This window comes from Halorubrum californiense DSM 19288 (genome assembly GCF_000336875.1).
Taxonomy (GTDB): domain Archaea; phylum Halobacteriota; class Halobacteria; order Halobacteriales; family Haloferacaceae; genus Halorubrum; species Halorubrum californiense.
The window spans coordinates 1-22662 of the sequence record NZ_AOJK01000017.1 but is presented as its reverse complement, the minus strand read 5'-3'; the positions used below and the strand labels follow the sequence as shown (position 1 = coordinate 22662).

The 22662-nt window shown below is 69.5% G+C and carries 22 protein-coding genes and 1 other RNA gene; 4 read left to right on the top strand and 19 right to left on the bottom strand.

All coding sequences use genetic code 11. The annotated features are described in order from the left end of the window. The 8 genes from phnC to C463_RS03200 all read right to left on the bottom strand — a co-directional run bounded on the left by phnC (position 1) and on the right by C463_RS03200 (position 6443). Positions 1–876 (bottom strand): phosphonate ABC transporter ATP-binding protein, encoded by an 876-nt coding sequence (phnC, locus tag C463_RS03230; protein ID WP_008441027.1) that lies wholly within the window; start codon positions 874–876, stop codon positions 1–3. A gap of 4 nt (positions 877–880) precedes the next feature. Then, entirely contained in the window at positions 881–2089 is a 1209-nt protein-coding gene (gene phnD, locus C463_RS03225; protein WP_008441026.1) for a phosphate/phosphite/phosphonate ABC transporter substrate-binding protein, read from the bottom strand. Positions 2090–2255: 166 nt separating this feature from the next. Next, a complete protein-coding gene (hisD, locus tag C463_RS03220; protein ID WP_008441025.1) occupies positions 2256–3533 on the bottom strand; it encodes a histidinol dehydrogenase in 1278 nt (425 codons plus the stop codon). Between the two features lie 72 nt (positions 3534–3605). Beyond that, positions 3606–3815, bottom strand: a complete 210-nt coding sequence (locus tag C463_RS03215) for a hypothetical protein (RefSeq protein ID WP_008441022.1) — start codon at positions 3813–3815, stop codon at positions 3606–3608. Between the two features lie 6 nt (positions 3816–3821). Beyond that, positions 3822–4787 carry a phytoene/squalene synthase family protein gene (locus C463_RS03210; RefSeq protein WP_008441021.1) on the bottom strand — a complete coding sequence of 322 codons (966 nt, stop codon included), beginning with the start codon at positions 4785–4787 and terminating at the stop codon, positions 3822–3824. 159 nt (positions 4788–4946) lie between these two features. After that, positions 4947–5078 carry an HVO_2523 family zinc finger protein gene (locus tag C463_RS19890; protein ID WP_008441020.1) on the bottom strand — a complete coding sequence of 44 codons (132 nt, stop codon included), beginning with the start codon at positions 5076–5078 and terminating at the stop codon, positions 4947–4949. Positions 5079–5175: 97 nt separating this feature from the next. Beyond that, complete coding sequence (locus C463_RS03205) at positions 5176–5727, bottom strand: hypothetical protein (protein ID WP_008441019.1); 552 nt, start codon at positions 5725–5727, stop codon at positions 5176–5178. Between the two features lie 137 nt (positions 5728–5864). Next, positions 5865–6443: a cysteine hydrolase family protein gene (locus C463_RS03200; RefSeq protein WP_008441018.1), complete on the bottom strand. Its 579-nt coding sequence runs from the start codon at positions 6441–6443 to the stop codon at positions 5865–5867. Between the two features lie 146 nt (positions 6444–6589). On the opposite strand from C463_RS03200, the gene C463_RS03195 reads away from it, so the two are divergent. Both C463_RS03195 and C463_RS03190 read left to right on the top strand, forming a co-directional pair. Further along, a complete protein-coding gene (locus C463_RS03195; protein WP_008441017.1) occupies positions 6590–8344 on the top strand; it encodes an Hvo_1808 family surface protein in 1755 nt (584 codons plus the stop codon). A 91-nt stretch (positions 8345–8435) separates the two neighbouring features. Beyond that, complete coding sequence (locus C463_RS03190) at positions 8436–9596, top strand: nicotinate phosphoribosyltransferase (protein ID WP_008441016.1); 1161 nt, start codon at positions 8436–8438, stop codon at positions 9594–9596. A gap of 20 nt (positions 9597–9616) precedes the next feature. Here the strand turns inward: C463_RS03190 and C463_RS03185 are convergent, their stop codons facing one another. Continuing rightward, positions 9617–10219, bottom strand: a complete 603-nt coding sequence (locus tag C463_RS03185) for a TIGR00296 family protein (RefSeq protein WP_008441015.1) — start codon at positions 10217–10219, stop codon at positions 9617–9619. A gap of 129 nt (positions 10220–10348) precedes the next feature. On the opposite strand from C463_RS03185, the gene rnpB reads away from it, so the two are divergent. Further along, positions 10349–10661: RNase P RNA component (gene rnpB, locus C463_RS03475), an RNA gene on the top strand. Between the two features lie 363 nt (positions 10662–11024). On the opposite strand, the gene htpX is transcribed toward rnpB, so the two are convergent. Next, entirely contained in the window at positions 11025–11894 is an 870-nt protein-coding gene (gene htpX, locus C463_RS03180) for a zinc metalloprotease HtpX (RefSeq protein WP_008441013.1), read from the bottom strand. A gap of 131 nt (positions 11895–12025) precedes the next feature. Here htpX and C463_RS03175 point away from each other — a divergent pair, with 131 nt between their 5' ends. Continuing rightward, positions 12026–12964 (top strand): NAD-dependent epimerase/dehydratase family protein, encoded by a 939-nt coding sequence (locus C463_RS03175; RefSeq protein ID WP_008441012.1) that lies wholly within the window; start codon positions 12026–12028, stop codon positions 12962–12964. Positions 12965–12993: 29 nt separating this feature from the next. Here C463_RS03175 and flaJ read toward each other — a convergent pair whose 3' ends face one another. From flaJ to cheY, 9 genes are all read right to left on the bottom strand, one after another. Beyond that, positions 12994–14730 carry an archaellar assembly protein FlaJ gene (gene flaJ, locus C463_RS03170; RefSeq protein WP_008441011.1) on the bottom strand — a complete coding sequence of 579 codons (1737 nt, stop codon included), beginning with the start codon at positions 14728–14730 and terminating at the stop codon, positions 12994–12996. 48 nt (positions 14731–14778) lie between these two features. Further along, positions 14779–16452: a type II/IV secretion system ATPase subunit gene (locus C463_RS03165; RefSeq protein ID WP_008441010.1), complete on the bottom strand. Its 1674-nt coding sequence runs from the start codon at positions 16450–16452 to the stop codon at positions 14779–14781. A gap of 68 nt (positions 16453–16520) precedes the next feature. Continuing rightward, on the bottom strand, positions 16521–17270 hold the full coding sequence (locus C463_RS03160) for an ATPase domain-containing protein (protein WP_008441009.1): 750 nt from the start codon (positions 17268–17270) through the stop codon (positions 16521–16523). A gap of 1 nt (position 17271) precedes the next feature. Further along, a complete protein-coding gene (locus C463_RS03155; protein WP_008441008.1) occupies positions 17272–17769 on the bottom strand; it encodes a flagellin in 498 nt (165 codons plus the stop codon). Then, entirely contained in the window at positions 17770–18237 is a 468-nt protein-coding gene (locus tag C463_RS03150) for a flagellin (protein ID WP_008441005.1), read from the bottom strand. Then, positions 18227–20152, bottom strand: a complete 1926-nt coding sequence (locus tag C463_RS03145; RefSeq protein ID WP_008441004.1) for a FlaD/FlaE family flagellar protein — start codon at positions 20150–20152, stop codon at positions 18227–18229. Before C463_RS03145 ends, C463_RS03150 begins: the two co-directional genes overlap by 11 nt. A 148-nt stretch (positions 20153–20300) precedes the next feature. Continuing rightward, positions 20301–20888 (bottom strand): chemotaxis protein CheD, encoded by a 588-nt coding sequence (locus tag C463_RS03140; protein ID WP_008441003.1) that lies wholly within the window; start codon positions 20886–20888, stop codon positions 20301–20303. Continuing rightward, the gene (locus C463_RS03135) at positions 20885–22075 is read right to left on the bottom strand and encodes a chemotaxis protein CheC (RefSeq protein ID WP_008441002.1); all 1191 of its coding nucleotides are present in this window, start codon (positions 22073–22075) and stop codon (positions 20885–20887) included. The genes C463_RS03140 and C463_RS03135 overlap by 4 nt, the downstream gene beginning before the upstream one ends. Then, a complete protein-coding gene (cheY, locus tag C463_RS03130; protein WP_004597560.1) occupies positions 22075–22431 on the bottom strand; it encodes a chemotaxis protein CheY in 357 nt (118 codons plus the stop codon). Before cheY ends, C463_RS03135 begins: the two co-directional genes overlap by 1 nt. Between the last annotated feature and the right edge of the window lie 231 nt (positions 22432–22662).

The window sequence follows — 22662 nt, the reverse complement described above, 5'->3', positions numbered from 1 at the left end:
TCAGGACCCACCGGACGTCGGTCGCTCGGAGGCGCGGCCGTCCGCCGAGACGACCCCGTTCCGGACGACCGACTCGTCCGCCGCGTCGTCGTCTGCCGGCCCCTCGCTGGCGTTCGGTGCGCGCGATTCGGGCGGGTCGCCGCCGCGGTACACGCGGTCGAGCGTGTCGTCGCCGAGCTCGTCCGCCGACCCCTCGAAGACCACCTCGCCGTCGTGGAGTCCGACGATGCGGTCGGCGTGTTCGACCGCGAGGTCGACCTCGTGGATGTTGATCAGCACGGGGACCTCGCGCTCGGCCGCGATCTCGGTGAGCAGCCGCATCACCGTGTTCGACGTTTCGGGGTCGAGACTGGAGGTCGGCTCGTCGACGAGCAGGATCTTCGGCTGTTGGACGACGGCGCGGGCGATGCCGACGCGCTGGCGCTGCCCGCCGGACAGCTCGTCGACGCGTTTGTTCTCCATGTCGTCGAGCCCCACGGTCTCCAGTATCTCGTAGGCGCGCTCGATGTCCTCCGGCGGGAACGAGCGGCGGAACGCCCGCCACGCCGAGACGTACCCGAGCCGACCGGTGAGCACGTTCTCCATCACGGTCAGCCGCTCGACCAGGTTGTACTCCTGGAATATCATGCCGATGTCCCGGCGAGCCTCGCGGAGCCCGTCGTCGTCGAGCGCGGTGAGGTCCGTGCCGTCGATCTCCACCGTTCCCCCGGTGGGCTCCGTGAGACGGTTGACGCACCTGATGAAGGTGCTTTTCCCGGCGCCGCTCGGGCCGATCATCGCGGTCGTCTCGCTGCCGCCGACCGAGAGGTCGACGCCATTCAACGCCTCGTCCCCGGTCGGGTACGTCTTCCGCAGATCGGTTACGTCGAGCGTCATCGAGTCACTCGCTCAGCGAGCCCTGCGTGTACTCGACGCCGTTGTACCGCTGGATGACCATGATGTTGTACCAGTGGCGCTTGTACTCGATGGGGACGTACTCCTCGTAGCCGGTGCGCTCGGCGTACGCCGTGCCGGCGAAGTCGGAGTCGAGCCAGGCCGCGCGGATCCCCTCTTGGATGTCGGGATGGAGGTTGTAGCGGTAGGCGACCGGGCCGTTCGGGAACGGGTCGGACGCCCAGACGACTTTGAAGTCGTCGAAGCTCAGGTTGCTGTCGCCCTCGACGGTGTCGAGGAAGCAGGTCGAACAGATCGGCCCCGCGTCGTAGTCGCCCGCCGCGATGCCGCGCGTGGTCTGCGAGTGGCCGCCGGAGAAGTTGACCTCGTAGTCCTCCTCGGCGGTCACGTCGAAGTACTGGTCGAACAGCGCCGACGGGGCCTGATGGCCGGAGTTCGAGGCCGGCTCGGCGTGGGCCATCCGCACGTCGTCGTTCGCGAAGTCCGCGACGCTCTGGATGTCGTCGGCGTCGGCCCGGGTGGTCGCGAACAGGCGATAGCCGAACGCGCCGTTGGGCGCGATGCCGGCGGTGAACGGCACCGCGCCGGCGAGGTTGACCGCGAACGCGGTGGTCCCGGTCGAGAAGTTCGCGATGTGGGCCCGCTCGGAGCGCATCGCCTCCACGGAGGCGGCGTAGTTGTTGACGCGGTTGTACTCGACCGGGATGCCGGTCTCCTCCTCGATGCGCTCGAAGACGGCCGCGAAGTCCTCCTCGTAGCGGCCCTGGACGTCCTCGCTCGGGCTCTCGGTGAACACGAGCGTGTCGGGTTCGAGCCACTCGCTCTCGTCGTCGGGCGTCTCCTGCACGGGCTCGCCGTGCGGGACCTCCTCGACCTCGCGGTTCCCCATCCGTTTGAGGTCGGCCTGCGTCCCGCGCTCGTACCCCGCGTCGATCAGCGGGCTCGACAGGTAGTTGTTCTCCTCCCAGTTCGGACTCTCGGGGTCGAAGGCGCTCGATTCGGCCAGCATCGAGTCGCCGGAGCCGCTGGCGCTGCTGGACGCGCCGTCGCCGCCGTCGGAGCCGTCCGACCCCGACGCGGACGAACCGGACCCGCCTGAACAGCCGGCGAGACCGGTGATTCCGGCCGCGCCGCCGGCGATGAGGAACTTCCGTCGCGAACTCGATTCCCGCCGTCCGTCGGTGTCGTCCACCATTACGAATTAACAGGCTGCTTTTCCGAGTAAGAAGGCTGCTATGAGCCGAATATGGTGGTTTAGAGCGGTTCGTACCGCCCGGTGCTCGTCATTTTTGGTACTGAGGCGATCCTTCGGCTCGGCAGAGTATATAACGCTACCAAAATCAGTTTAAAAATGCCGACGCCTACTCGAACCGCTTCCGGACGCTCTCGGCGTGCGCCTCCAGCCCCTCGGCCTTGGCGAGGCTCGTGATCGTCTCCGAGAGGTCGTCGAGCGCGTCGCGGTCGAGCCGCTGGACCGTCGAGGAGCGGAGGAACGTGTCCACGGAGAGCCCGCCGTAGCGCTTCGCGCCGCCGTTCGTCGGCAGCACGTGGTTCGTCCCGGCCGCGTAATCGCCCGCGGCGACCGGCGAGTACGGCCCGAGGAACACCGAGCCGGCGTTGGTGATCCGGTCGAGGAGCGCCTCGTCGTCGTCGGCCACGATCGAGAGGTGTTCGGCGGCGTACTCCTCGGCGAACAACACTGCCTCCGGCATCGACCGCGCGTGGAGGACGCCGGACGCCTCGTTGTCGAGGGCGGCCCGGATCGTCTCCTCGCGCTCTCGCTCGGCCGCCTGCGCGTCGACGGCGTCGGCGACGGCGTCGGCGAGGGCGGCGTCGTCCGTGACCGCGACCACGGAGGCGTTCGGGTCGTGTTCGGCCTGCGCGACGAGGTCCGCCGCGACGAGGTCGGGGTCGGCGGTGTCGTCGGCGAGGACCAGCACCTCGCTCGGGCCCGCGAGGAAGTCGATCTCCACGTCGCCCTGAACGATCGACTTCGCCGCGGTGACCCACTTGTTTCCGGGCCCCACGATCTTTTGGACCCGCGTCACCGTCTCCGTCCCGTACGCGAGCGCGGAGATGGCCTGTGCGCCGCCGACCTGGTACACCGCGTCCGCGCCCGCCTCGTGGATCGCCGCGAGGGTGACCGGGTTCAGTTCCGCCGCCGGCGGCGTGGCGACGGCGACGTGGTCGACGCCGGCGACGACCGCGGGGATGATCCCCATCAGCGCGCTGGAGGGGTACGCGGCCGCGCCGCCGGGCACGTACACCCCGACGCGGTCGATCGGTCGGAAGCGCCGCCCCAGCTCCCGGCCGCCGAAGTCGTCGCGCCAGTCCTCTGGGCGCTGCCGGTCGTGGAACTCGCGGACGTTCGCGGCCGCCTCTCGGACCGCGTCGAGGACGGGGTCGTCCGCGTCAGCCAACTCCTCGTGCGCCCGCGTCGCGTCGTCGGTGATGTCCACGTTGCCGACGGCGACGCCGTCGAACTCCTCGGCGAACTCGCGGACCGCGACGTCGCCCTCCTCGCGGACCCGCTCGACGATCTCCCGCACGTCTTCGCGGACCCCGTCGACGCCGGCGTCGCGCTCGAAGAGGGCGCGGCGCTCGGCCGGCGAGAGGTCCGCGACGGTTCGTACGTCCATACGCGCCGTCGGGGGCGGCGGGGCAAGGGCGTTCCGACTCGGTCGAACGGCGCAGGCCGACCGCGCCGGCGTTCAGGTCAGCCGACGGATCCCGGTCACGTCGAGGAGTGCGAGGCCGACGAGGACGGCCAGCAGCGCGGCCGCCGCGAAGAGGACGGGCGCCGACACGGCGACGGCGACCTCGTAGGGGGCCACTAAGCGGGTCAGTCCGCGCAGGAGGAAGGAGACGAAGACGAGCCCGAACGCGCCGACCGCGAGGGCGACGAACCGGGAGCGGTCCACGGCCGCTCAGTCCGTCTGCGGGACGCCCGTCCCGTGCGGACCGTGGCCGTGGCGCTCGCGGCTGGGGTCGAAGTCGGTACACATGTCGTAGAACACCGCTTCGGGGTCGCGGTTCCACTGCCACTTCCAGCGGGTGCGGACGAGCAGCGACAGCTTCCGGGTGAGCGACAGCTCCGGGGTGGTCGAGACGGTGTCGTAGCCGCGATTGCGGATGAGTCGGTGGTGGTCGACGTACAGCACCGCCGCGAGCAGCACCGCGAGCTGGCAGTCGTCGGGGAGGTACTTGATCCCGGCGACGCCCTCCTCGTAGAGCCGCTCGGTGCGGGCCATCTCCTCGCGGATCGCGGCCGCGACGCTGTCGTCGAACTCCAGGTCGAGGATCTGCCCTTCGCTCACGCCGTGGCGGCGGAGCGTCTCCAGCGGGAGGTAGATCCGGTCGCGCTCGACGACGTCCTCGCGAACGTCCCGGAGGAAGTTCGTCATCTGGAACGCCTCGCCGAGCTTCGTGGCGTGGGGGAGCGCCCGCGCCTCGGTCTCCTCGTCGAGGTCCATGATCGCCGTCATCATCCGCCCGACGGCGGCCGCGGAGCCGTCCATGTACGCCTCCAAGTCGGTATACGTCTCGTACCGGTCGGTGTCGATGTCGCTCGCCATCGCGTCCACGAACGAGTGGACGTCCTCGTCCGGGATACCGTTGCGCTCGACCACCTCGGCGAACGCTTCCAACACCGGGTCGTCGGTCGGCTCTTCGCCGAGCGCGGCGGCCCGGAGCCGGTCGAGCTCCGCCCGCTGTTCGGCGGGCGGCGCGGTGTCCTCGGCGTCGACGACCTCGTCGGCGATACGGAAGAATCCGTACAGCACGTACGTCGGATGGCGGATCCGCTGCGGCAGCAGCCGGGTGGCGACGTGGAACGTCTTCCCGGTGCGGCGCTGGATCCGCTTGCTCCGGGCAACCTGGTTTTGCTCTACCATGCTGACCTCGGTGGGTCGGCGTGGAGGGTCACGTACGGGTCGCCCATCATGGAAGAAAGGTCGGCCTCCAAGAACATAACAGTTCGCACGACCCAGTTTGGTTCGCCGTCACCCCTGTTAATTCCGGCGACGGGCGCGGCACGAGAGACGACCGGCGGCTCAGTAGAACGTGTCGCTACAGTCGTAGACGACGCCGTGCGCCGGACAGACGTACTTACAGTGACGGTGGTACATCGGCGTCTCGCAGACCGGACACGGGCGGCCGCCGTCGTTCCCCGATTCGTCGCTCACGTCGGAGCCACGCGGTCGAGGGGCAAAACACTGTCCTCCGGCTCGGCCGCCGCGACACCTGACCAGTCAGTCGTCCGCGGTCGGTCCCCGAGACGGGTTAGCTGTCGGCCAGCCGGTCGTACACGGACCGGGCCACCCCCTCCTCGCCGAACGGGAGCGTCAACACGCCCTCCCAGTCGGACCCGGTGAGGGCGTCGACGGTCTCCCGGTCGAGTTCGACGCGCCGCACCTCGGTCCCGTCGAGCGTCATCGACACGACGAACGCCGCCGGGTCGTCGGTCGCGCCGGCCTCGTCGAGGCGGGTCCGGAACGACTCGACGCCCGCGTCGGGGAGCACGACCTGCACGAGGTACTCGCCCTCCTCGGCGAAGACGCCCTTGACGCGGTCGAGGTCGCTCGCGTCGAACAGGAGCGCGTCGGTCCCGTCGTCGCCGACCAGCCGCGCCTCGAACGGCGCGTCCGGGTCGACCGCGGCCGACTCGGGGCCGTCGTCGCCCGCGGTCGACTCGCCCGTCGGTCGGGGACCGTCGCCGCCGATTCCCCCCGCCGCCTCCCCGTCCGTCACCGTCGCCGCGCCCGCGAAGCCGACGGCGCCGACCGCACAGGCCGCGCCGAGGCCGCCGAGAACGCCCCGTCGAGAGATGTCCATACCCTCCGGTCCCGGCGAGCGGTAAAAAGGGTTACACGCCGATTTGCGCGGGCGATAATTTCGGCGGTCGGAAACGCCTGTGACCGGAAACGTCTGCGACTGGAAACGCCTACGACCGGCGGTGTCGTCGGTCCCGACTACGCCGACGCGAAGGCGACCTCGTCGCGGGTCGCCGTCTCGCCGAACAGCCAGTCGGCGTGGTCGACGGCGTACTCGCGATGCTCCTCGGTGATGTAGCCGAGCGCGTCCTCGACGACGACCGGGCGGTAGTCCCGGAGCCCCGCGCTGCCGGCGGTGTGGAGGACGCAGACGTTCGCGAGCGTGCCGCAGATCAGCAGGTCGTCGATCCCGTGTGCGTCGAGGTGTCCCTCGAGGTCGGTGTTGTAGAAGGCGTCGTAGGTGTGCTTCTCGACGACGTGGTCCTCCTCCCGCACGTCGAGGTCGTCGAGGAGTTCGGCGTCCCACGAGCCCTCGACGACGTGTTCCCCCCACCGGTCGAACTCGTCGTAGTAGTGGGTCTCGTCGAACTGTTCGGGCGGGTGGACGTCGCGGGTGTAGACGACGGACGCGCCGGCCTCGCGGGCGCGGTCGACGAGCGCCGTCACCGGCTCGACGGCGGCCTCGCTCGGCTCGGCGTAGAGGCTCCCGTCGGGGTGACAGAACCCGTTTTGCATGTCGACGACGACGGCCGCGGTTGCTGTCGGATCGAACGCCATACCGACGGTTAGCGCGCGGGGGCAAAAAGCGTCGGCGCCGCCGCGGGGGCCACGCGGCGACCCGTCGGAATCCGACCGAAAAATTCGCCGGCCGCGGCGGCGAAGGAACCGACAAACTACTTACCGGGGCGTCCGATACGATTCCTATGCGACGGGCTCCCACCCTCCCGATCGCGGCCGCGGTCGTCGCCGCTGTCGTCATCCTGTGTGTCGCGTTCACCGCCGGCGTCGCCGCCGCTCCGGACGCCGGCGCGGTCCCCGCCGCGTCGGCCGGAAACGGCCCCGTGACGTCCGACGCCGTGCCCTCCGCGTCGGCCGCCGAGTGCGACCCGGGAGACGGCACCGAACTGGTGGGCTGCTGGAACGGAACCCACTACGAGGAGTCGGTCGACTTCGGGGAGACCGACGGCCTCAACGAGACGCAGCTGGCGGCCCTGACGGACCTGACGATGGCCCGCGTCGAACACGTCCGCCAGCGCCCCTTCAAGCAGGACGTGCCGGTCGAGACGGTCACGCGGAGCGAGTACGCCAACGACACCGCGAGCGGGAACGGCTCCGAGGCGTTCCGGCGCTGGAACGATCAGGTGTGGGAGGCGCTGTTCGTCGTCGGCGACGACACGGACGCCAACGACGAGATCGACTCGGTGTTCGGCGGCGCGGTCTCCGGCTTCTACTCGCCCTCGCAGGACCGGATCGTCATCGTCGTCCCCGACGGCGAGTCCCCCGATATCGACCCCTCGACGCTCGCGCACGAACTGCTCCACGCGATGCAAGACCAGTACCACGACCTCACCGACCCGCGCTACGTCGGCGCGACGCAGGACGGCGACCTCGCGGTCGACGGGATAATCGAGGGCGAGGCGGTCCACGTCGAGGAGCGCTACGCGGCCCGCTGCGCCGACAACTGGACCTGCGCCGACGCGCCCGAGGGCGACGGCGGGGGCGGGGGCGCCGAGTTCAACTTCGGCATCCTCCAGACCGTCCTCCAACCGTACGGCGACGGCGCGCTGTACGTCCGCGAACTCCGCGACGAGGGCGGGTGGGCGGCCGTCAACGAGACGATGAACGACCCGCCGGACTCGACCGCGGAGGTCATCCACCGGAACCCCGACTACGAGGAGGGCAACGTCACCCTCGAAGACACCGCGACCGAGGGGTGGGAGACGTACTCGGACCAGGGCGTCGACGGCGCGGAGACCACCGGCGAGGCGTCGATGTTCGTGATGTTCTGGTACCAGAGCTTGGAGTACGAATACCCGATCCTCGACCCGTCGGCAAGCGTTCGTGAGAACGTCCAGATCCACCTCGACGCGGAGGCCGAACTCGAGACTCGGGGGACCTACAACTACGCGCACCCCGTGACGGACGGCTGGGCCGACGACGAGCTGTACCCCTACCGGAACGGCGACCGCGACGGCTACGTCTGGGCGACCGAGTGGCAGACCGAGGCGGACGCCGCGGCGTTCCGCGACGCCTACGTGCGGATGCTGACCGCGCACGGAGATGACGAGTACGCGGACGGGACGGTGTACGAGATCGACGACGAGAGCGACTTCCCCGGCGCGTACGGCGTCGAGCGCGACGGGACGAGCGTGACGATAACCCACGCGCCCTCGCCGGCGGGCGTCCTCGAACTCCGCCCGGACGCCGACCTCGCGCTCCCGGACGCCGACGGCGATGACGGGAGCGACGGCGACGGCACCGGAGACGGCACCGACGACAACAGTAGCGACGGGGACAGCGGTACGGACGACGGCGACGGAAGCGACGGCGACGACGGTACCGACGGCGGAAGCGGGAGCGACGGCGACACCGAAGGCAGCACCCCCGGGTTCGGCGTCGCGGCGGCGCTCGTCGCCCTCGCGGCGGCGCTCGGCCTGTTCGCGCGACGGGCGGCGTAGGAGTCCGCGCGCTGGGCGGGCAGTTTCGGACGCTCCCGCGCCCCCGCTGCGACACGGGTGCCTTTTCGTCCCCGCGGCCGAACCGCCGGGCATGAGCGAGTTCGACATCGTCGACGCGGCCGCGATCCGGGACGGTCGCGCGACCGACGCGTACTTCGAGCGGACCGAGGCGGCGCTGGAGGCGGCCGGGCGGAACCCGCGCGTGGTCGCCGAGGTGACCGCGGACCAGTTCCCGGACGGGGAGTTCGAGCTGTTCGCCGGGCTCGGCGACGCGGTCGAACTGCTCGCCGGCCGCGACGTCGACGCCGACGCGATCCCGGAGGGCCGGCTGTTCGACGGCGGGCCGGTGATGCGGATCGAGGGGCCGTACCTGGCGTTCGCGCGGTTGGAGACGTCGCTTCTGGGCTTCCTCTCGCACGCGTCGGGGATGGCGACGGCGGCGCTCGACTGCCGGGTCGCCGCCCCCGAGTCGCAGATCCTCTCGTTCGGCGCGCGCCACGTCCACCCCGCGATGACCGCGGCGGTCGAGCGCTCCGCGCTGGTGGGCGGGTTCGACGGCTTCTCGCACGTCGCCGCCGGCGAACTGATCGGCCGGGCGGCGTCGGGGACGATGCCGCACGCGCTCGCCATCTGCTTCGGGCGCGGCGAACAGGAGGCCGCGTGGCGCGCCTACGACGAGGGCGCCCCCGCGGACGCGCCCCGGATCGCGCTGTGTGACACCTACTCCGACGAGGTCGACGAGGTGCTGCGGGCCGTCGAGACGCTCGGCGACGACCTCGACGGCGTCCGCCTCGACACGACCGGCTCCCGGCGCGGCGACTTCCGGCACATCGTCCGCGAGGTCGGGTGGGAACTCGACGCGCGGGGCCACGAGGACGTCGACGTGTACGTCTCGGGCGGGCTGGGCCCCGCGGACCTCCGCGACCTGCGCGACGTGGTCGACGGGTTCGGCGTCGGCGGGTACGTCTCCAACGCGGACCCGGTCGACTTCGCGCTCGACATCGTCGAAGTCGACGGCGAGCCGGCGGCCAAGCGGGGGAAGCTGTCGGGCGCGAAGGACGTCTACCGCACCGCCGACGGAGCGCACGCGGTCGGAATCGCGGGCCGCTCGGGCCCGGAGGACGCCGAGTCGCTCTTCGAGCCCGTGATCCGCGACGGGGAGGTCGTCGCCGACGAGGCGTTCGACCTGTCGGCCGCGACGGAGCGGGCGCTCGCGGACGCGGCGGCGGTGGGGCACGGGAACGACGGCTGAAAAGGAACGGAAACGGGGGTCTACAGCTCTTCGACGGCGCCGCCGTCGGCGCGCTCTCGGAAGACCTGGCCCTCGATGAGCGTCACCATCGTGTCCTCCTCCTGCCAGGCGGTCGGCGAGAGCTTCGCCTTCCGGCAGGTGCGCGAGAGGAACTCCGCGGCCGACCAGCCGTTCTCGACGGGGACCGTCGGGTAGAGCCAGCCGTGAGCGTTGCCGCTGTCGACGGAGACGCCGTGGGTGCCGATCTTGAGGTCCTCGGCGGGATCGTTCGTGAGGACGGTGTTCGAGACGACGAACACGGAGACGGTGATGTTGTCGAGCTCCTTCGGCTCCACCTCGGACCCGCAGGAGTCGTCGGAGGCGGCCTTGATGGCGGCCTCGACGATGGCGTGGCCGAGCTGGTCGGAGGTGTCCCACGCGCCGGCGCAGCCGCGGAGACGGCCCCGTCCCCGAGTGGATTCGAGCCGGACGAAAGCGCCCGTGCGGGCGTAGAACGCCTCTCGCATGCTTCCGGGCTGTTCGCGTTGCCCGTGTCGAACGAACGACTCGACCGCCTCCCGCGCGAGTTCGACCGCTCGTGCACCGTCGTCGTACGACAGCTGAACGGTCTGAGCCTCGGACATGAGAGTCCATTACGTTGCTGACGACTTGAACGCTTCCCTTGTGGGACCGTGCTCGCGGCGTTCGCGGTGTCTCGCACGAGAGCCGGCCGACCGAACCGCTTATTCGCCGGCGGGCGAAAGGGCAGACCGGACAGAGGGAGCCCGACTCCCGTGCCCTTGGCATGAGGAAAGTCCCCCCACCGGCCGGACAGGCGACCGGGCACACGCCCGGAGTCGGAGACGGCTGGCTCTGGAACAGCAACGACACCCCCCGCCCCGACCCGTGATTCGTGCGAACCGACCCGCAAGGGAAGGGAGTTAACCCGAGGAGGACCGACGGGCGGGAACGGATGGAACGGCGAATCCTCGCCGGTGCAAGTCCGCGCCACAAGGTAGTCTGGCCACGGCGCGGACGCTCAGCCGAATGTCGGGACGAACCGAAGGGGGCTTACTCCCCTCAGTCCGCTCACACCGACCAGCGGCGCGGCCGTTCCGCTATCGATAATAGACTGCGGTGGCGCGTGCCTGCGAGCGGCCGCCACCGGCGGCCGCGACGCCAGCACGCGCGAGGGACGCGGTGAGCGCTCGAAGAGCGCGAACCGCGAGGCTGGGGAGGTGTGAGGTGCGGTTGAGGGGCGGGACTCGAAGGGGCGGCCGGGAGGGCGTCGCAAGCGACGCAAGCACCGCAGGGAGCGAACGGAGTGAGCGACCGAGGAGCGCAGCGAGCGTGCGCCGCCCTCCCGGCCGGGGCTTCGGAGGAGTACGTCGTCGAGCCACCCTCAGAAACGTGTGAACCGCAAACAGAACAATCGGACCTAGCGCAGTATCAGGCCGTCTCCATCTCCTTTTCCAGCTCGCGGAGCCGCTCGATGCGGTTCTCCGTCGAGGGGTGCGTGGAGGCGATCTTCCCGACGAAGCCGGCCTTGATCGGGATGATGAAGAACGCGTTCATCTCCGCCTCCTCGCGGAGGTCCTCCTCCGGCACCCTGTCCATCCGCCCGTCGATGGTCATCAACGCCGAGGCGAGCGCGCCGGGCTTCCCGGTGATGAGCGCCGCGCCGCGGTCGGCCGAGTACTCGCGGTACCGCGAGAGCGCGCGGATGAGCAGGAACGAGATCACCCACACCAGTAGCGAGGCGACGATCGCCACGATGACGGGCGCGCCCTGCCGGTTGTCGCCGCCGAGCAGCCACCCCCACCGCACGATGAAGAACGCGATGGTCGAGAGGAACGACGCGATGGTCATCACCATCACGTCGCGGTTCTTCACGTGGGCGAGCTCGTGGGCGAGCACGCCGTCGAGCTCGTCCTCGTCGAGGCTGTCGAGCAGCCCGGTCGTCACCGCGACGGTGGCGTTCTTCTTGTTCCGGCCGGTGGCGAACGCGTTCGGCACGCGGGTGTCCGCGACGGCGACCTTTGGCTTCGGCAGGTCGGCCTGCTGGCTCAGCCGCTCGATCCGACGGTGCAGGTCGGGGTACTCGTCGGGGTCGACCTCGCGGGCGCCCATGCTCCGCAGCGCGAGTTTGTCGCTGAAGAAGTACTGCGCGACCGAGAACCCGCCGAGCATGATCAGCGGGAACAGGAAGTCGCCGAAGTACAGCGTCAGGGCTCCGACGAACACGACGTAGAGGGCGAACAGGAGGAACATCGTGAACGCCATCCGTCCACGCAACCCCCAATCTGTCTTCCAGTCCATGTCTCCGAGTTACCGCTCGGCGCGTTAAAGCCTGCCGGAGCCGGGAACGATCCGGACGGAACCCGCTGCCCGCGGGCGGACGCGCGTCGCCGCAACGGTGCGCTTTTGCGCCGCGACGCCGACGCCGACGCATGGAGACAGTCCTCGTCACCGGCGGCCGCGGCGCCTCCGGGCGCTGGGTCGTCGACCGCCTCGCCGGCGACTACGAGGTCGTCGTCGTCGACTACGACCACCCCGGGCTCGGCGTCGACCCGGCCCCGAACGTCTCGTTCCGCGCGGCCGACCTCGCCGAACGCGATCAGGCCCTCGACGTCGTCACGAGCGTCGACCCCGACGCGGTCGTCCACTGGGCCGCGATCCCCGTCGCCGGCACGCACCCCGAAGGCCGGGTGTTCGAGACGAACGCGCTCGCGGCGAAGGGCGTCCTCGACGCGGCCGGCCGGGCGGACGCGCCGGTCGTCCAGGCCTCCAGCGACGGCGCCTACGGCTTCTTCTTCGCCGATCCGACGCCGTTCCCCGACGAGCTACCGATCACCGAGGACCACCCGCTCCGCCCCGAGGACCCGTACGGGCTCTCGAAGGTGACCGCGGAGGCGGCGGCGGGCGCGGTCGCGCGCCGTCACGAGGTCCCCGCGGTCTCGCTCCGCCCGTCGTGGATCCAGTACCCCGGCGACTACGCCTGCCGCGCGGACGAGTACGTGACCGACCTCGACGCGGGTGCGGGCAACTTCTGGTCGTACGTCGACGCCCGCGACGTCGCCGACCTCGTCGCGGCCGCGGTCGCGGACCTCCTCGGAGCGAGTCCGGCCGTCGGGCCAGGCACTCACGAGGCGGTCAACTGCGTCGCGGCCGACAACGCGCTCGGTCGTCCGCTGCTCGACCTCCTCCACGAGTCGTACGGCGAGGTGCCAGACGGCTGCGCGGTCGACGAGAGCGCGTTCGACGAGGGCGACGACCGCGGCGCCTACGCGATCGAGAAGGCGGCGCGGCTGTTCGGGTGGACGCCGTCGCGCTCGTGGCGCGACGCGGCCGACGAAGCGGTCGCCGAGCCGACGCTGTTCGAGGGGTAGCGGAAGGGGCCGAGAGCGGCGAGTCGCGCTCAGATCGACAGGATCGCGTTGACGAGCGTCCGCGTCGCGATGGCGGTGCCCGCTCCGAGCCACGTCAGGAGGACGAAGTGGATGTACCCGTTCGCGGGGTTGCCACCGTCGATCCGGCGGATCATCTGCGAGGAGAGCGCCGCGTTGAACAGCACGACCGTAAGGAGGAGGTACTCGATGAGGGGGATGTCGTAGGCGCCGGGGTAGACGATCTGGGCCATGTCCATTTCTTCGAGGCCGAAGTCGGCGGTCAGGTCCGCGAGGATGGCGACGACCTCCAGCCCGATGAAGAAGGCGAACGTCGCCGCCGCGGTGATCCCGTACAGGAGCCCGATGAACGTCATCGCCGCCTGCCGGCGCTGCTCGCGCAGTTGGTTGACGGCGTTCATGTTCCGTGAGATCAGCTCGCCGAGCATCTTCGGGTCGCCCCCCATCCGCCGGCCGACGAGGTACATCTCGGAGAACTTCTGAATGAGGTACGAGCGCGTGTCACGCGAGAACGCTCGCCACGCACCTTCGGTGCTGATCCGCATGTTGAGCCGGCGATAGAGCCGCTCGATGGACTCGGAGAGCTTGCCGAAGTTCTTGTCGCGGAGCGTCGTCAGTACGTCCGTGGTCGTCGACTGCTTCGCGCTCTCGGTCGCGCCCAGCGCGCGCACGAACGAGGGGAACTCGCCGTCGCGGGCGGTGATCGCCTGCTCCTCGCTCCGGAGGACGACCCCGGTGATGATGAGCGGCGAGATGGGGACCGCGAGGTACAGCGGCAGCCTGACGTCGTCGAGGAAGAAGAGGATACCGGGGAGCCCGGGACCGTACCCGAACATCCCGGCGGCCGTGATCCCGATGATGATAAGCGAGAGCCCGCCGCCGCCGATCAGCGAGCCCCACAGCTTCAGGTCGCCGGGCGCCCGCTCGTCGGGGTGGTACCAGATCGGGTCGTACGGCGACGTCGCGCGGATCATCGCGTAGAAGCCGAGCTGGACGAAGACGAAGAGGACGATGACGGCCGCCACCGTCGCGGTCGGGTCGTTACCGGTGAGGATCGGGAGGACGACGGCGAACACCAACGCGAACGTCATCGAGAGGATCATCGACATGTACAGGTCTTTCATCACCTCCAAGTTCGAGAGCGCGGACTCGTAGCGGGTCTCGTACTTCGCCAGCATCACGTCCTGCTCGGAGACGAGGAACTCTTCGAGGGACTGCCCCGCGCCCATCGTGTAGCCGAGGCGGTCGAAGAAGTCGGCCATCGCGTCGGAGGGGACCTCTTGGGCCCGGCGGCGACACGCGTCGTCGAGGCTCTGGTTCCACGTGTCGACGAGGTGGACGACGCGGCCGATCTCCTCGGCGGCGACGCCGTACTCCTCCTCTTTCGCCAGCGTCCGGAACACTTCCATCCGGTCGATGTTCGTCGTCGACAGCACCGTCATGTGGGTCATCACGAGGTGCAGCTGGTTGTCGATCTTCGTCTCCAGACTGGAGAGGTAGATTTTCGGGTAGATGACGGCCGAAAACAGGATGAGCCCGCCGAACATCGGGATCGGGACCCGGGCGGCGAAGGGGAGCGGGAGCGCGACCAGCCCGACGACGCTCCCGAGGAAGATGAACACGGCCGGCAGCAACACGAGGCCGACGTACTTCGCTTTAGAGATGTCCAGCTGCTCGTACGACTCCATCACCTCCGAAGTCAACTTAGCGACCGTTGCGAGCCCGTCGCCCATCTGTTTCACGGCCATCGTCAGCGTCCCTCCCTCGCCGTCATCGGTGGCTCCCCTCCATGGTCGCTACCTCGTGTTCCGGTGCATGTCGAAGGGGAGCCCTTCGACCCCGTCGCGCTGGAACGAGTTGATCGCGTCGTTCACCTCGTGGTAGCCGAGGATTCCCTCCTGGATCATGCGCTCGATGAGCTCCGCGCGGAAGTCGAGGTCGTCGTAGATGTCGCGAGTGTCCGCGTACCCCAGCAGCGTCGCGATCTGCTCTTCGAGCACGTAGGAGTTGTTCATCCCCTGGAAGACGATCTCGTCTTCGACGGGGTCCCAGCTGAACACCTCGCGGGTGACGACCCCCTCCATCTCCTTGGAGTACCCCTCGATCTCCTGTACGCTCGTCACGCGTCGCAGGACATCATCGCCCTGTTTCACGCGGTTCTGGAACAGCGCCACGTCGGCGTTGTCCATGAACGTCTCCGGGACGTTGATCGGCTCGGAGGTGAACCGCTGGATCATCGAGACGATGTCGGACGCGTGGAAGGTCAGCATGACGGGGTGGCCGGTCTGGGCCGCCTGGAACGCCATGCGCCCCTCTGCGCCGCGGACCTCGCCCACGATGATGTAGTCGGGGCGCGACCGCAGCGCGGCGGCGACGAGGTCGAACATGTCGACGTCGGTCGACCCCTCGTCGCCCCCCTCCCGGGTCAGCAACTGCTGCCAGGTGTTGTGCGGCGGGATGACCTCGGCGGTGTCCTCCGCCGTGTATATCTTCGAGTCGTCGGGGATGTACGAGAGGATGGCGTTCAGCGTCGTCGTCTTCCCGGACGCCGTCTCCCCGACGACGAACACCGTCTGCTCGTTCTCCAGGCAGAGCCAGAGGTACGCCGCCAGCTGCGGCGAGAGCGTCCCCCAGTTCGTGATCTGGTTGATCGACAGCGGCACCTCGTCGCCCTGGCGGATCGTGAGCGAGGAGCCCTTCAGCGAGACGTCGTCGGAGTAGATGATGTTGATACGCGACCCGTCGGGCAGCGTCGAGTCGACGATGGGGTCCGAGTCGGAGAGGGGGTCACCCATCCGCTCGCCCATGTTTCGCAGCCAGTTATCGAACTCTTGGGGCGTGCCGAAGTCGACGGTCGTCTCCAGCATGCCGTACGTGCCGTGGTCGACGTGACACTCCTTGGGACCGATGACGTGAATATCCTCGTTGGCCGGGTCACGCATGATCGGTTCGAGGGGGCCGAGCCCGACGATGTCGCGGTTGAGTCGGTACCGGATGTTCTCGTAGGTCTCCTCGGTCACTGAGAGCTTCCCCATGTTGAGGACCTTCGAGAGGTTGCCCCGCAGCCCGCCGTTCTGCTCGTCGATGTGCGTGACCTCCTCTAACAGCTCTTCGATGAGGTCGTCGTACTCGGCCTCGTTGTCCGGAGCGGTGTGTTGGCCGCTGACCGTGAGCAGCCGGTTTTTCACCTCGTTGAGAATCTCCGCCTGTGAACCGGAGAGCTCCGGCTCGATGGCGTAGTACTTCGTGTCCTGCCCGAGGTCGCCGTAGATGTGACTGTAGATGGGGCCGCCGACCGGGTAGATGACGTTCGGCCGGGCCGACTCGTACTCGTCTTTCGGCTCCTCGATGAACTGCGGGAACTCCCCGGTGATCTGTTTGAACTCGCGGAGGTGCTCCCGGAGGTGCGGCCGCCGCATGGCCGCCTTTCGGAGCTCTTCGGACGGTTGAGCGGTGCCGTGTTCGGTCATGTGCTACGGGTCGTCGCGGTGGTCGCGGTCCGTGCGCGCGGACCGGCTGTGCGTCGGCGGGTCATGTGTTAGGCAACGCTGCGGCTCTCGATGACGATTCCGGTTCCGGAACGGACCGAGAACCCGATCGTGTCGCCGACCTGTTCACCCATGCCCGCGAACCGCTTCACGTTGATCTGCCGGCGGATGTCGTTGCCGACCTCGATCATCTCCAGCTGGAGGAACACGTCGGCGATCGACCGGAACGGGCCGATCGCGTCGTCGTCGACCGCCGAGGGGTCCACGGTGAGCACGACCACCTTCCCCTGCGAGATGATCTCACGGAAGAAGGAGATGATCTCGAGGGCGGCCTGTCGCTCCTCGTTTTTCCGCACCAAGGCCTCGAAGGTGGGGTCGTTCCGGAAGATGGCGTCGAACGTGTCGAGGAAGACGACGTCGGAGTTCCACATCGCCTCGGCGTCCATCAGCCGCTTGAGCAGCTCCTTGCGCTCGCCGTCGCCGTCGGAGAACGCGCCGCCGGAGTCGAAGTCGGCGTGGAGGAAGAGCAGCTCCTCCTGGAGGAGCGGCTTCACCATGTCGTACTCCAGCGAGTGCATCTGGTCGATGAACCCGCGGACGGTGAGCTCCGTCGACATCATCGTCACCGACGCGCCCTCCTGAACGAGGCCGTAGGCGAACCGCTGGGAGATGGCACTTTTGCCCGCCCCGTAATCCCCCTCCATGAGGACGATGCTGCCGCGGGGGATGCCGCCGCCCAGCTCCTTGTTGAGCCGGTCTCGTTCGCCGAGGCCGAGGGAGAGGAGGTTGTCGTGGGGCATCTCAGTTACCTCCCTCCACGCGGAACTGGAACAGCTCCTCGTCGCCGTTCACGGAGAGGTAGACGCGGTGGTCGCCGTCGACGAGTCCCCCGTCCTGCCCCTCGATATCGCTCACGTCTATCGTGAGCCGCAACACGTCGCCGCGGCTCCACGCGGTCGCGCCGTCCACGGAGACCACCTCACCGGAGAGCGCGCCCGGCCGGACGTACGCGCCGTCGAAGACGACGTCGAGGTCGGAGCCGTCGGGAGCCAACCGATACGTGCCGGTGTTCTTTATCAACAGCGTCACGTTCTGGTCGCCGCTCGCGTTGTACACCCCCGCGCTGGGGTCCGAGATGATGGTCACGTCGGTCCGGAGCTGTTCCGTCGCGTCGAGGCCCGCGTCGTCGACGGCCGCGCTCACCCGGTCGACGCCGGTGGTGATCGTGCCGACGACGCCGGCGGCGATCACCAGGCTCGCGATGAACAGGATCAGGTGCGAGACGGGGACGCTGGCCATCTACGCGCTCACCTCCGTCACGGTGGCGGCGTCGCGGACGCCGGACTCGACGACGAGGACGACGCGCGTTCCGTTGTCGATGGTCGTCGCCGCGTCGTCCTGTGCGACCCGCACGGTGAGCGTCTCGTCGCCGAGCCAGAGCGCGGTGTCGCCGTCGCCGTCGACGGTCGTGGACGCGTTCGTTCCGCCCACGTCGACGTACTCGTTGCCGACGACGAGCGTCGCGTCGTCGGCGACGAGGCCGACGGAGCCCTCGTTGGTCGCGTTGATCGTGAGGGTGTCGCCGTCGAAGGTCGCGTTCGTCACCGCGAAGTCGGTGTTCTGCCGTTCGAGCGCGCGCTCGTTGATGCCGTGTTGGGCGTCGGAGACGCGGTCGAGCCCGTTGGCCGCCACGGGGTAGAGCGTCGTGAACGCGAAGAACAGCCCCGCAACGATGATGGCCGTGGACGCGGAGACGCTAACGCCCATCTCCCCACCCTCCGTCGGCCGGATCGGCGCGGTCGGAACGGGGATTCGGGTCGTTCATCGGTCGCGTCGAGCCGTTCCGGTTGCGCCGGTCGTCGCGTCGGTCCGCGTCCGCCTCGCGTCCCGCGCCGCCGCGCTCCGTCGCCTCGTGGTCCGCGCCGTTCGTCCGTCGCCCGCGTTCGTCGGGGGCGTCCCGCCGGCCGGAGTCGGCGTGGCCGTTCCGCTCGGCCGCCGGGCGGTCGTCTCTCGCGTCGCGCCCGTTCCGCCCGTTCCGCCCGTTGCGGCCGGGATCCGCGCGACCGCTGCGACGGCCGTCGCGGCGACCGCGGACCGGCCCGCCGCCGCCGCCGATCGAGCCGCCGGCGAGGTCGTCCCAGCGGTCGAGGAGGACCGTGTGGGTGCTGGTCCCGTTGAGCTGGGTCACGTACCGCAGGCTGCGGGTGTGGTGCTCGCGGACGAGCCGGTCGGTGCCCGGCCGGTCGACGAGGTTGCGGTCGATAGTCCCGAACCCGGAGAGGAAGTCCCGGAGCCGCGCGGCGGCGTCGGGACCGACCCATTCGATCCGCTCGTAGTAGTTGATGGCGCGCACCGCGTCGGTGACGTCGCTCTCGGAGACGAGGAACTCCAGCCACTCCATCACGAGGAGGTCGCCGACGTAGTCGCCCGGCAGCTCGGTGAGGTACGGCTTGCCGCGGCCGTTCCCCTCCGAGAGGTCGTCTTTCCCGACGTACTCGAAGCCGCCGGAGGCCTCGGCGGGGTCGCCGCCGGGTCGGCGGTCGGCGGCGGGATCCGGTTCGGCCCCGCCGGCCGGTTCGGGCTCCGCCGGTTCGCCGAAGCCGTCGCCTCCGGTCTCGGTCCCGAGGTCGTCTCCGCCGAGGTCGTCACCGAACCCGTCGTCCGCGGCCCCGTCGTCGAACGAGTCCGTTTCGTCGCCGGGGTCGGCGAACGAGTCGTCCCCGTCCTCGAACGGGTCGTCGTCCGCGGCGTCGTCGCCCTCCTCGGCCCAGTCGGCCTCCCCGGAGTCGTACTCTTCTTTCAGTTCGCTGAAACTCTTTCCATCGTCGTTCATGTCGTCTCCGTCGTCCGCCGTTTCGGTCTCGGACGCGGCGTCGTCCGTGCTGTCGTCGTCCAGTTCGTCGAACTCGTCGTCGAGGTCGTCGAAGCCGCCGTCGTCCAGTTCGTCGAACTCGTCGTCGCCGTCCGCGTCGTCGAGGTCTTCGAACCCGTCGTCGCCGTCCGCGTCGTCGTCCAGTTCGTCGAACTCGTCCGCCTCTCCTTCCTCGTCGAGGAGGTCGTCGTCGAAGAACCCGTCCGCGTCGGCGTTCGCGACGTCTTCGTCGAGGTCCTCCTCCTCGCCGCCGTCCTCGTCGTCGAAGATGCCGAACGAGCCTTCGCCGCCGCCGGCGACGCTGTCGAAGCCGCCGCCGTCGTCGACGAACGGGTTGATCCCGCGGGTGACCATCTCGTAGATGTCGAGGAGGTTGCGGACGTCCTCCTCGATGTCGTCGACGGCGTTCGATATCTCCTCGTTCTCCGAGCGGACCGTCGAGACGGTCGAGGAGAGCGACGCGACCTCGTTTTCGAGCTCGTCGAGCCGGTTCTCCAGCTCGTCGGTGGCCGCGCCGCCGCCGCCACCGCCGTCGTCGAACTCGTCGTCCCACTCGTCCATGCCGTCGAAGTCGTCGAAGCCATCGCCGCCGCCACCGCCACCGCCGCCACCGCCGCCGCCCATACCGCCACCGCCGCCGCCCATGTCGCCGCCGAAGGGATCGTCGTCGCCGTCCATACCTCCGGAACCGTCGTCGTCGGATCCGTCGTCGTCGAGGAACCTGTCGAGGACGCTCGCACCGACGAGCCCCAGCGTGGCGACTGCCCAGGCGGCGGTTGGAGCTCCCCACACCGGTAGTTCGAGGCCCATTACCGTGTACGACCCGCAGAACACACTTCAATTCACCCCTCAAAATATCAACCGTGAGAAAACACGCCACGGGACGGAGATCGGCCGCGATCCGAATTGAGACGAGAAAGCCGGGCGACTGAGCGTCCCCCGAACGATCGACTGGGCGTCAGATAGCTCGTTCGAAGCCGTCCGCGGCCCGGACGACGAGCCGACCGTCCGGGCCGAACCGGACGGTTCGACCCACCGCGTCGCCGACGTCACTGGCGACGACGGGAACGCCCGCAGCGTCGAGCACCTCTCCGACCCGGTCGACGTTCCGCGGGCCGACCGCGTCGGTGAGGTCGAGCATCTCCGCGCCGCCGGCGACCCGCGCCTTCAGTCGACGCGGGTCGGCGCCAGCGTCGTCGAGCGCCCCGATCAGCGAGTCAATTCCGGTGTCGACGTACTTCGCGGGCCGCGAGACGGCCGTCGTCCGGCCCTCTCCCGCGGGCAACATGGCGTGGAGGAGGCCGCGGACGCCCGCCCGCTCGTCGACGAGCGCGACCGCGACGCAGGAGCCGAGCCCGCTGGTCGTCAGGACCGCGTCGTCGCTCGTGACCGCGAGCTCGCCCACGCCCACCTTGATCCGGCCGGGATCGTCGGAGGCCGCGCCGCCGGTGACGGCCGCGGGCTCCGCGTCGGCGACCGCGTCCCCGCCGCTCTCCGTTCGGTCCGGCGGATCGTCCGGCCGGTCGTCGGAGAGCGAGCGGGTCACGACCCCGAGAGCCGGTCGAGCGCCCGGGCCAGTTCGCGCTCGTCGGGGAGCGCGTACACGTCACACCGCGCCTGGATCCCCTCCGTCTGGATCGCGGTGTCGATCACGAAGCCGTAGTCCTGCCGCTCGCTCAGCTTCGCGACGAGCGGGCTGATCGTCGACGCGCCGATGTCGTGGACGAACTCCGGCGGCGAGTGGGTGATCGACGTACCGAGGACGTTCGCCCACCCGTCGATGAACCCGCTCGTCATCACGTTGCCCAGCTCGCAGAGCGCGTTCTCGGCCATGTCGCCGAGGGGCTCGTCGGGCTCCATCGGCAGCATCGCGTCGGCGACCGCGGCGGCCGACGACTCCTCGAAGAGGATGGCGAGGTAGCCGCTCGGCTCTCCCCGAAGTTCGAACACCGTGCCCGCGTGCGGTTCGGTCCCGACCTCCGCGGGCACGTCCGCCAGCGGGACGAATCGGAGCCGGCTCACGTCGACGCTGGTCTCCAACCCGGTCATCATCGCGATGTTGTCGGCGGCGTTCGCTGACCCTCGCTTCGCCAGCGAGGAGAACGTCGACAGCGACTCGTACGGCACCGCCGTACTCTGCGTGCCGCCGTCCGCCTCGCCGCCGGCCGTCGCGGCGCGCGCCGTCTTCCCGACGATGAGGTCGCGGAACGGGCCGGAGTCGGGCAGCATGTAGATGGAGAAGTCGAGGTCGGTCGTCGTCGCGTCCAAGCGGCTCTCGAAGAGGAACACGCCGTCGCCGGCGAGCGCCCCGTCCGGCAGCACCGCCGCGCCGTCCGCCTCGAAGTACCGCGGCGGGGACATGTCGATCGCCTTCCCGAGGTAGTTCGCCCAGCCGTCGAGGAAGCCGCCCAGCGCGATGTTACCGACCTCCGTCACCGCGCTCCGCTCCATCGACGCGCCGCCGGGGAGCAGCGAGAGCAGCGCGTCGACGTTCGCGGCGTCGAACGCGAGGACCGCCTCGCCGTCCAAGCCGCCGCGAAGCCCGACGCTCACGCCGATCGACTCCCGGCCCGCGAACGACTCCGCGAGGTCCTCGCCGCTGGCGACGCTCGCGCCCGTCACCTCCACCGCGAGGTCGGTCCCGGTGAGGTCTGAGAGCGCGCCGGCGGCCTGTTTGGCACCTCGCTCCGCGAGGCGGTTACAGGCGCCGAGCGCGCGGACGTCGACGCGCATTATACCGCCGAGCCGATGGCGTCGAGCACGTTCGGTTTCTGGAACGGCTTGGTGATGTACCCCTCCGCGCCAGCCTTAATCGCGGCCTTCATCTTCTCCTCCTGCCCGACGCTGGTACACATGATCACCGTCGCGTCGGGGTTCTCTTCGAGGATCTCCGTCGTCGCCTCGATCCCGTCGCGGATCGGCATCACGATGTCCATCATCACGAGGTCCGGCCCGTGTTCCTCGTACATGTTGACCGCCTCCACGCCGTTCTCCGCCTCCCCGACGATCTCGAACTCGCCTTCGAGGATCTCCCGGAGGAGGTTCCGCATGAACTCCGAGTCGTCGGCGATGAGTACCCGCGTAGCCATTGTTGTCTGAAGCGGGGCACAGCGAACACTTAATCGCTCCCCCGCGGTTCTCAGCGCTGAGAACGGATCCGAGACCGTGAGGGGCGGAGCGCACGTCGACGCCTACCTCACACCCAGTGGCCGAGGAGGTGGACGGCGCCGACGAGGACGGTCCCGCCGAACGCCTCGCGGGTGCCGAACGGGAGCGGGAGCATCCCCACGCTCTCCGGCTCCTGTCTCTTATACACATCT

What these genes read in the sequence shown, in the direction of transcription:
- phnC (WP_008441027.1), bottom strand. Translation starts at nt 876, where the DNA reads ATGACGCTCGACGTAACCGATCTGCGGAAGACGTACCCGACCGGGGAC.
- phnD (WP_008441026.1), bottom strand. Translation starts at nt 2,089, where the DNA reads ATGGTGGACGACACCGACGGACGGCGGGAATCGAGTTCGCGACGGAAG.
- hisD (WP_008441025.1), bottom strand. Translation starts at nt 3,533, where the DNA reads ATGGACGTACGAACCGTCGCGGACCTCTCGCCGGCCGAGCGCCGCGCC.
- C463_RS03210 (WP_008441021.1), bottom strand. Translation starts at nt 4,787, where the DNA reads ATGGTAGAGCAAAACCAGGTTGCCCGGAGCAAGCGGATCCAGCGCCGC.
- C463_RS03205 (WP_008441019.1), bottom strand. Translation starts at nt 5,727, where the DNA reads ATGGACATCTCTCGACGGGGCGTTCTCGGCGGCCTCGGCGCGGCCTGT.
- C463_RS03200 (WP_008441018.1), bottom strand. Translation starts at nt 6,443, where the DNA reads ATGGCGTTCGATCCGACAGCAACCGCGGCCGTCGTCGTCGACATGCAA.
- C463_RS03195 (WP_008441017.1), top strand. Translation starts at nt 6,590, where the DNA reads ATGCGACGGGCTCCCACCCTCCCGATCGCGGCCGCGGTCGTCGCCGCT.
- C463_RS03190 (WP_008441016.1), top strand. Translation starts at nt 8,436, where the DNA reads ATGAGCGAGTTCGACATCGTCGACGCGGCCGCGATCCGGGACGGTCGC.
- C463_RS03185 (WP_008441015.1), bottom strand. Translation starts at nt 10,219, where the DNA reads ATGTCCGAGGCTCAGACCGTTCAGCTGTCGTACGACGACGGTGCACGA.
- htpX (WP_008441013.1), bottom strand. Translation starts at nt 11,894, where the DNA reads ATGGACTGGAAGACAGATTGGGGGTTGCGTGGACGGATGGCGTTCACG.
- C463_RS03175 (WP_008441012.1), top strand. Translation starts at nt 12,026, where the DNA reads ATGGAGACAGTCCTCGTCACCGGCGGCCGCGGCGCCTCCGGGCGCTGG.
- flaJ (WP_008441011.1), bottom strand. Translation starts at nt 14,730, where the DNA reads ATGGCCGTGAAACAGATGGGCGACGGGCTCGCAACGGTCGCTAAGTTG.
- C463_RS03165 (WP_008441010.1), bottom strand. Translation starts at nt 16,452, where the DNA reads ATGACCGAACACGGCACCGCTCAACCGTCCGAAGAGCTCCGAAAGGCG.
- C463_RS03160 (WP_008441009.1), bottom strand. Translation starts at nt 17,270, where the DNA reads ATGCCCCACGACAACCTCCTCTCCCTCGGCCTCGGCGAACGAGACCGG.
- C463_RS03155 (WP_008441008.1), bottom strand. Translation starts at nt 17,769, where the DNA reads ATGGCCAGCGTCCCCGTCTCGCACCTGATCCTGTTCATCGCGAGCCTG.
- C463_RS03150 (WP_008441005.1), bottom strand. Translation starts at nt 18,237, where the DNA reads ATGGGCGTTAGCGTCTCCGCGTCCACGGCCATCATCGTTGCGGGGCTG.
- C463_RS03145 (WP_008441004.1), bottom strand. Translation starts at nt 20,152, where the DNA reads ATGGGCCTCGAACTACCGGTGTGGGGAGCTCCAACCGCCGCCTGGGCA.
- C463_RS03135 (WP_008441002.1), bottom strand. Translation starts at nt 22,075, where the DNA reads ATGCGCGTCGACGTCCGCGCGCTCGGCGCCTGTAACCGCCTCGCGGAG.
- cheY (WP_004597560.1), bottom strand. Translation starts at nt 22,431, where the DNA reads ATGGCTACGCGGGTACTCATCGCCGACGACTCGGAGTTCATGCGGAAC.